At 63.8% G+C, this 8004-nt stretch carries 3 protein-coding genes and 3 pseudogenes; 5 read left to right on the forward strand and 1 reads right to left on the reverse strand.

What is annotated here, in order from left to right; all coding sequences use genetic code 11:
- The first annotated feature begins 160 nt into the window (after positions 1 to 160).
- The 5 genes and pseudogenes from E4Q23_RS04880 to E4Q23_RS04900 all read left to right on the forward strand — a co-directional run bounded on the left by E4Q23_RS04880 (position 161) and on the right by E4Q23_RS04900 (position 6089).
- Positions 161 to 1063, forward strand: a complete 903-nt coding sequence (locus E4Q23_RS04880) for a LysR family transcriptional regulator (RefSeq protein ID WP_169065592.1) — start codon at positions 161 to 163, stop codon at positions 1061 to 1063.
- Positions 1063 to 2176 (forward strand): annotated as a pseudogene (gene alr / locus E4Q23_RS04885) (alanine racemase). The gene E4Q23_RS04880 and the pseudogene alr overlap by 1 nt, the downstream one beginning before the upstream one ends.
- Before the next feature lie 30 nt (positions 2177 to 2206).
- Positions 2207 to 3562: pseudogene (radA, locus tag E4Q23_RS04890) on the forward strand (DNA repair protein RadA); the annotation flags it as partial.
- A 253-nt stretch (positions 3563 to 3815) separates the two neighbouring features.
- The gene (locus E4Q23_RS04895; RefSeq protein WP_169065593.1) at positions 3816 to 4688 is read left to right on the forward strand and encodes a Tll0287-like domain-containing protein; all 873 of its coding nucleotides are present in this window, start codon (positions 3816 to 3818) and stop codon (positions 4686 to 4688) included.
- Between the two features lie 18 nt (positions 4689 to 4706).
- Positions 4707 to 6089, forward strand: a complete 1383-nt coding sequence (locus tag E4Q23_RS04900) for a serine/threonine-protein kinase (RefSeq protein WP_169065594.1) — start codon at positions 4707 to 4709, stop codon at positions 6087 to 6089.
- A gap of 43 nt (positions 6090 to 6132) precedes the next feature.
- On the opposite strand, the pseudogene ettA reads toward E4Q23_RS04900, so the two are convergent.
- Positions 6133 to 7798, reverse strand: a pseudogene (gene ettA / locus E4Q23_RS04905) (energy-dependent translational throttle protein EttA).
- Positions 7799 to 8004 lie beyond the last annotated feature (206 nt).

The raw sequence follows: 8004 nt of genomic DNA on the forward strand, positions 1-8004 counted from the left end.
TCTTGATATGCTGGGCTTATACCATGAAAGACCGTGACTTGTTAGCGCGGCGCTCGGCAGCGAGGGCGCGCGTCGTACCAGGGCGAGCCCGCTCGCTCTGGCCGGCGCCTCGGTTTTGTGTTTGAATACAAAAAATAACCCGTGAGGGGGGAGAGGACTTATGGCGGATCGTCGCCTGCAGGTTTTTCACGCTGTGGCCAAGCGGCTGTCTTTTACCAAGGCGGGCGAGGCGTTGCACATGACCCAGCCAGCCGTGACCTTTCAGATCAAGCAGCTCGAAGAGCGCTTCAACACCCGCCTCTTCGATCGCGGTGGCGGGCGCATCTCGCTGACTGCGGCGGGCGATCTGGTGCTCGACTACGCCGAGCGCATCCTCGGACTGTCTGCAGAACTGGATATTCGTGTCGCCGAAATGACCGGGCAAATGAGCGGCAGCTTGCTTGTCGGAGCCAGTACGACGATTGCCGAGTTCATGCTGCCGCCGATCCTCGGCGAATTCAATGTGCGTTATCCACAGGTGCGCGTCCGGCTGACGGTTGGTAATTCGGACGTGATCAGCAACGCCATCGCTACGCATACGCTCGATATCGGCCTGATTGAGTCGCCGGTGAGCCTGCCGAGCCTGCAATGCGAAAGCTGTGGCGACGACGAACTGCAAATCGTGTGTACCCCCAGCCACCCCCTGGCCAGCTGCCGCGAAGTCGAGGCGCGCAGCCTGCTGGCGCACGACTTCGTCGCTCGTGAGCCGGGTTCGAGCACGCGCGAAGTGACCGACGGCTACCTGCGCGCCTGCGGCGTCGAGCCCGAAGAGCTCAAGACGGTCATGGAGCTGTCGAGTCCGGAAGCCCTGAAGGGGGTGATGGCGACCGGGCTGGGCTTCTCGATTGTCTCGCGGGCAAGTTTCGAAAAGGAGCGGCAGCTGGGGACGCTGGTCGCCATTCCCTTGCGGCCGCGCCTGACCCGCAGCCTGTCCTTGGTCTATCCGAAGGAGCGCTTCCGCTCGCAGGTGGTTTTGAGCTTCGTCGAGTTTGCCCGCAACAAGCTCAAAGAGCTGCCTGCCTGATGCCGCGCCCGATCGAGGCGCGCATCGACCTCCCGGCGTTGCGTCACAATTATCTTGTTGCCAGACAATACGCGTCTCGTCAGCACCGCGAGGCGAAAGCCTGGGCGGTGGTCAAGGCCAACGCCTACGGGCATGGCCTGCTGCGCGCTGCTGCTGCACTCGGCGACGTCGCTGACGGTTTCGCGCTGCTTGATCTCGACGAGGCCATCGCCCTGCGCCAGGCCGGCATTCGGCAGCCGATTCTCCTGCTCGAAGGCTTTTTCGAGGCCGCCGATCTGAGTGTTTGCGCGGCCCACGACTTGAGTGTCGTTGTGCACCGCCTCGAGCAACTACAGATGCTGCGGCAGGCGACACGGGCGACGCCGAGCATGCACCTGCCGATCTATCTGAAGCTCAACAGCGGTATGAATCGCCTGGGGATCACGGCGGCCCAGTTGCCGGCCGTGCGGCGCGAACTCGAGGCTGCGCCGGCACTCGGCCCGCTGACTCTGATGACCCACTTTGCTGAAGCGGACGGCGTCGCTGACGAGCGCTGCATCGCCTGGCAGCTGGAGCGTTTCCTGGCGATGACCGCGGACTGGCCGGCAGCTGCGAATTTTCCGGTCTCGCTGGCCAACTCGGCGGCCATCCTGCGCTACCCGCAGACCGCGCACGACTGGGCACGGCCGGGGATCATGCTCTACGGTGGCAGTCCGTTCGCCGATGAGGACGCTGCGAGCTTTGGCTTGCAACCGGTAATGACGTTGCACAGCCGCATCCTGGCGGTGCAGGAAATCGGCATTGGCGAACGCGTCGGTTACGGTGGCAGCTTTGTCGCGCCAGGGCCGACGCGAGTCGGTATCGTCGCCTGCGGCTACGCCGACGGCTACCCGCGGCACGCCCCGGGCGGCACGCCGATCATCGTCGCCGGCCGGCGCACGCAGACCCTGGGGCGGGTGTCGATGGACATGCTCGCTTGCGACCTCACCGAGTTGCCCGACGCCGGGGTGGAATAGTCCGGTCGTCCTTTGGGGCGAGGGCTTGCCAGCCGACGAGGTTGCCAGTGCCGCCGGGACCATCAGCTACGAGCTGTTCTGTGCTCTGGCCCGGCGTGTGCCGGTCGTCGAAGTTTGAGCGTGGCCAGGGTAGGGGGGGGGTGCCCGGAAGACGGTTTTTTCGTGTACCGAATGCGGTGCCAGCGCCGCCAAGTGGCAAGGCCAGTGTCCGGGCTGCGGCGTCTGGAATACGCTCGTCGAGACCCTTGCCGAAGCTGTCGCTGCTGGCCAGCAGCGGCGCTTCGCGGCGCTTGGCGGCACGGCAGGACTACAAACCCTCTCGGCCATCGAAGCGCGCGAGGAAGATCGCCTGCCGACCGGCATCAGCGAGTTTGATCGTGCTTTGGGTGGCGGACTGGTTGCCGGCGGGGTGGTGCTGATCGGCGGCGATCCCGGAATCGGCAAGAGCACGCTGTTGCTGCAGGCGCTTGCGGCCTTGGCTCCGGCGCGCAATGTGCTCTACGTCAGTGGCGAAGAATCGGGCCAGCAGATTGCCATGCGTGCGCGGCGGCTGGCGCTGGAGACCGGCGACTTGCGCCTGCTCGCCGAGATCAATCTTGAAAAAATCCTCGCCACGCTGCAAAGCGAACGGCCGCAGGTGGCGGTGATCGATTCGATCCAGACGCTGTGGTCGGAGCAGCTCAATTCGGCGCCGGGATCGGTCGCCCAGGTGCGCGAATGCGCTGCGCAACTTACCCGTTTGGCCAAGCAGACCGGGATCACGGTGATCCTCGTTGGGCACGTGACCAAGGAGGGCGCTCTGGCCGGGCCGCGGGTCCTCGAGCACATCGTCGACACGGTGCTCTATTTCGAGGGTGATACGCATTCCAGCTTCCGCTTGATTCGCGCCGTCAAGAATCGCTACGGCGCGGTCAACGAGATCGGCGTCTTTGCCATGACCGACCGTGGGCTGAAAGGTGTCAGCAACCCGTCGGCGATTTTCCTGTCGCCGCACGGCAGCGAGGTTCCCGGTTCCTGCGTGCTGGTTACCCAGGAAGGTAGCCGGCCGCTGCTGGTCGAGATCCAGGCGCTGGTTGACCAGGCGCACGGCAATCCACGGCGACTGACGGTGGGTCTCGATGCGCAGCGCCTGGCGATGCTGCTGGCCGTGCTGCACCGCCACGCCGGTATCGTCTGTTTCGATCAGGACGTTTTCGTGAATGCGGTCGGCGGCGTCAAGATCGCCGAGCCGGCTGCGGACCTGGCAGTCTTGTTGGCGATCGTCTCTTCACTTAAAAACAAGGCATTACCAGAGAAACTTATTGTGTTTGGTGAAGTTGGTCTGGCGGGTGAGATACGTCCGGCGCCACGTGGCCAGGAACGCCTTCGCGAAGCGGCCAAGCTCGGCTTTACACGCGCCGTGATTCCCGAAGCCAACGCCCCCAGACAGCCCCTGGCCGGCATCGAAGTGATCGCCGTGCGGCGGGTTGAAGAGGCCGTACAGCGTCTGCGCGACCTCGAATAAGAGCGCAATGCGGAGTGGGGGAAGCGCGCTGCAAGTGAGACCGTTCGAGCACAGGAAGGCGCAGGCTTCACCGGGCGGAACGATTCTCCTTGCCTTTCCCCCCCGCTAGCTTGTACCTTGCAGCCACGGCGGACCGCAGTCCGCCGTGGCACGAAAAATGCGCATCTGCGCGCCCGAGACCGACAGACAGAGCTGCCCCGACTCGCAGTGCGCGCTGATTTTCCTTTGCTCATTTGTACAAGGGGAAGCGATCATGGGTCTGCGACTGAAATTCAATCTGGTGCTGTTGCTGGTCTTCGGCGCCGGCATGGCGGTATCGGCTTACGTATCGCACCGACTGCTGGACGAGAACGCCAAGCAGGAAACATTGCGCAGCGCTGGCCTGATGATGGAGTCGGCGCTGTCGGTGCGCAGCTACACCGTGGCGCAGGTGAAACCGCTGCTGACAGCGCAGCTGGAGACGACTTTCCTGCCGCAGACGGTACCGGCCTACGCGGCCACCGAGGTCTTCAACAAGCTGCATAGCAAGTACCCGGATTTCAGCTACAAGGAGGCCACGCTCAATCCCACCAACCCGCGCGACCGCGCGGTCGATTGGGAGAGCGACATTGTCCAGAAATTCCGTGGCGATGGGAGCGTCACCGAGTTGGTCGGCGAGCGTGACACGCCAACCGGCCGCATGCTCTACATCGCGCGGCCAATCACCATCACGGACCCGGCGTGTCTAGCCTGCCACAGCGTTCCCGCGGCGGCGCCCGCGTCGATGATCAAGATCTACGGCGACAGCAACGGCTTCGGCTGGAAACATATGGAAACCATTGGCGCACAGGTCGTCTCGGTACCCATGTCGCTGCCGCTGGCCAATGCTCGGCGCACCTTCGCGACCTTCATGATTTCGCTGGGGAGCGTCTTCCTGGCCACTTTCGTGGTCCTCAACCTGATGCTCTCGCTATTGATCATCCAGCCGATTTCGACGCTCTCGGCGGCAGCCGACAAGGTGTCGACGGGGGACTTCGACGTCCCCGAGTTCCCGGCGCAGGGTGGTGATGAAATCGGCGTGCTGGCCAACTCGTTCAACCGCATGCGCCGCAGTCTGCAAAAAGCGATCAAACTGATCGAATCCTGAACGCGGAGTGGCCAGGCCATGACTATCCCGGAACGCATCGGCAAGTACGAAATTCGTCGCGAGCTCGGCAAGGGCGCGATGGGCACGGTTTACGAAGGTTTTGACCCGGTCATCGAGCGCCCGGTAGCGATCAAGACGATTCTTGCCGAGTACCTGGCGAACGTCGAAGTGGATTCGGCGGTGATGCGCTTCAAACGCGAGGCGCAAGCCGGCGGCAAGCTGCATCACCCGGGAATCGTCGGCGTCTACGAGTTTGGCGAGGACGAGAAGATGGCGTTCATCGTCATGGAGTACGTGCAGGGGAAGGAGCTGCGCAAGCTGATGCGCGAGCGCGGGCGCTTCGAGTTGATCGACGTCTTCGAGGTGATGAAGCAACTACTCGCCGCGCTCGACTATTCGCACAAAAGCGGCGTCGTGCACCGCGATATCAAGCCCGGCAACCTGATGGTGCTCAGCGGCATGAAAATCAAGGTCATGGACTTCGGCGTCGCCAGGGTCGAGAGCTCCTCGCTTACCCGGGTTGGCTCGGTGGTCGGGACGCCGACGCATATTGCTCCCGAGCAGCTGCTCGGTCTGCCCACCGATGGTCGCTGCGACCTCTGGGCGGCCGGGGTGATCCTCTACGAGCTGCTTACCGGACACGGGCCATTTGTCGCTGAAACGCCGGTTACGGTGATGCACAAGGTCCTCCACGCCGACCCCGCGGCGCCGTCGTCGATCGTCGCTTCGCTGCCGCCCGCCTTCGATGCGCTCGTCGCCCGCGCACTGGCGAAAAAGCCGGACGAGCGCTACCAGAGCGCGCGCGACTTCGCTGGCGCCCTGGTGAGCGCTTTCCTGAAGAGCCGGCCGGGGAGCGCAGCCGGGCAAGTGGCGGAGAAACCCGCGCGCAGCCTTGCCGTTGACAGCGCGCCGACGGCGCCGCAGATGACGCTGCCTCCGGAAACTCTGGCCGAGATCGAGTCGTCGCTGGTCAAGTCTATCGGCCCGCTGGCCAAGCACCTGGTGCGCAAGAGTGCCGCGCACGCCAGGAGCGTCGAGGAATTCAATACCGAGCTGGCGGACAATATTCCCGAGGGTAGCGAGCGCTTTGAATTCCTCAGACGCATCGAGCGGCTGGAGAAGGCACCGTCTGCGTCAATCCCGCCCGTAGCCGCCAAGTCGCCCACGACAAGCACGAGTCCTGCCGACACCACAGCAGCCCAGACGGCCGGGGTCGTCTTCGACCCGGTGATGCTTGCCACCGCCGAGAAGCGCCTCGCGCAGTACGTCGGGCCGCTCGCCAAGGTGCTCATCAAGCGGGCGGCCAACGATTCCGGCGACCTCGGGGAACTGTACCGAAAGCTCGCCGAACATATCGACTCGGAACGCGAACGTGGCGACTTCCTCAAGGGTCTCGGCTAGCAGCGCTTAGCCGCGGGTAGCGCCTGCTGCCCGCAGCTGCCAGCTAGCGCGTGATCGGCTTGTAGCGAATCCGCTTCGGCTTGGCGGCCTCCGCGCCAAGGCGGCGGATTTTCTCTTCCTCATACTCGTGGTAGTTGCCGTTGAAGAAGGACCATTGCGATTCGCCTTCGCAGGCCAGGATGTGCGTGCAGATGCGGTCAAGAAACCAGCGGTCGTGTGAAATGACCAGCACGCTGCCGGCGAATTCGAGCAAGGCGTCTTCGAGGGCGCGCAGCGTTTCGACGTCCAGGTCATTCGACGGCTCGTCGAGCAGCAGGACGTTGCCGCCAGCGATCAGCGTCTTGGCCATGTGCAGGCGACCCCGTTCACCGCCGGAGAGCTGGCCGACCCGTTTTTGCTGATCGGAACCCTTGAAATTGAAGCGGCTGATGTAGGCCCGCGCCGATGTTTCGTACTTGCCGACGGTGAGCACGTCGGCGCCCCCCGAGATCTCCTCGAAAACGGTCTTCTCACCGTCCAGGCAATCACGGCTCTGGTCGACATAGGCGAGTTTGACCGTGCTGCCAATTTCGACTTCGCCGGAATCAGGGGTTTCGGCGCCGATCAGCATCCGGAAGAGGGTGGATTTGCCGGCCCCGTTGGGGCCGATGATGCCGACGATGGCACCGGGCGGGACGCTGAAGCTGAGCTTGTCGATCAGCAGGCGGTCGCCAAAGGACTTGCTGACCTCCTTGAACTCGATTACCTGGTTGCCCAGGCGCTCGCCGACCGGGATGAAAATCTCCTGCGTTTCGTTGCGCTGCTGGTATTCGACGCTGCTCAGTTCGTCAAAGCGCGACAGCCGTGCCTTGCTCTTGGCCTGGCGTGCTTTTGGGCTTTGCCGTACCCATTCCAGTTCCTGTTTCATGGTCCGGATGCGGCCTGCTTCCTGCTTGGCCTCGGTTTCCAGGCGTGCTTCCTTCTGCTCCAGCCAGCTCGAGTAGTTGCCTTTCCAGGGGATGCCCTGGCCGCGGTCGAGTTCGAGAATCCACTCGGCGGCGTTGTCGAGGAAGTAGCGGTCATGGGTGACGGCGACCACCGTGCCCGGGAAGCGCACCAGGAACTGTTCGAGCCACTCCACCGATTCCGCATCGAGGTGGTTGGTCGGCTCGTCGAGGAGCAGCATGTCCGGCTGCGAGAGCAGCAGCTTGCACAGCGCGACGCGGCGTTTTTTCGCCGCCGGAGAGTTTGCCGATCTGCGCGTCCCAGGGTGGCAGGCGCAGTGCGTCGGCGGCCAGTTCGAGCTGGCTGCCGACGTCTGAGCCGGCAGTGGCCAGGATCGCCTCCAGGCGGGCCTGTTCCTCGGCCAGCTTGTCGAAATCGGCATCGGCTTCGCCGTACGCGGTGTAGACCTCTTCCAGCTTCGCTTGCGCCTGGAAAACTTCGCCCAGGCCGGATTCGACTTCCTGGCGGACCGTCGCTTCCGGGTCGAGTTCGGGCTCCTGGGCCAGATAGCCGATCTTGAGGTTGGGCATCGGCGTCGCTTCGCCGATGATGTCGTGGTCGAGGCCGGCCATGATGCGCAGAACCGTCGATTTGCCCGAGCCGTTGAGACCCAGGAGGCCGATCTTGGCGCCGGGGAAGAAGGAGAGCGAGATGTCTTTGATGATCTGGCGTTTGGGCGGGACGATCTTGCCCACGCGGTTCATCGTGAATACGTATTGAGCCATGGCCTTGCGTGTCAATCCGAAGGTGGAAAAGCGGTCGGCAGGCACCCGCTGAATGGCGCCCGAAAGGCGCAAGTCTACCCGAGACTGACGGCCAGTGGCCGGTGAAGCGTCACACGGCGCAATCGAAACCCTGCCATAGACCAAACAAAGCTACCGCCGCAATAGTTTATGCAGCCAAGGCGCCCGACTGCCGCCCCCGCCCGAGC

It is taken from the genome of Candidatus Accumulibacter phosphatis (genome assembly GCF_012939955.1).
Lineage (GTDB): Bacteria > Pseudomonadota > Gammaproteobacteria > Burkholderiales > Rhodocyclaceae > Accumulibacter > Accumulibacter delftensis.

Excerpts from the sequence above, each read along its gene's own strand:
- E4Q23_RS04880 (WP_169065592.1), top strand. The coding sequence starts at position 161 with ATGGCGGATCGTCGCCTGCAGGTTTTTCACGCTGTGGCCAAGCGGCTG.
- E4Q23_RS04895 (WP_169065593.1), top strand. The coding sequence starts at position 3,816 with ATGGGTCTGCGACTGAAATTCAATCTGGTGCTGTTGCTGGTCTTCGGC.
- E4Q23_RS04900 (WP_169065594.1), top strand. The coding sequence starts at position 4,707 with ATGACTATCCCGGAACGCATCGGCAAGTACGAAATTCGTCGCGAGCTC.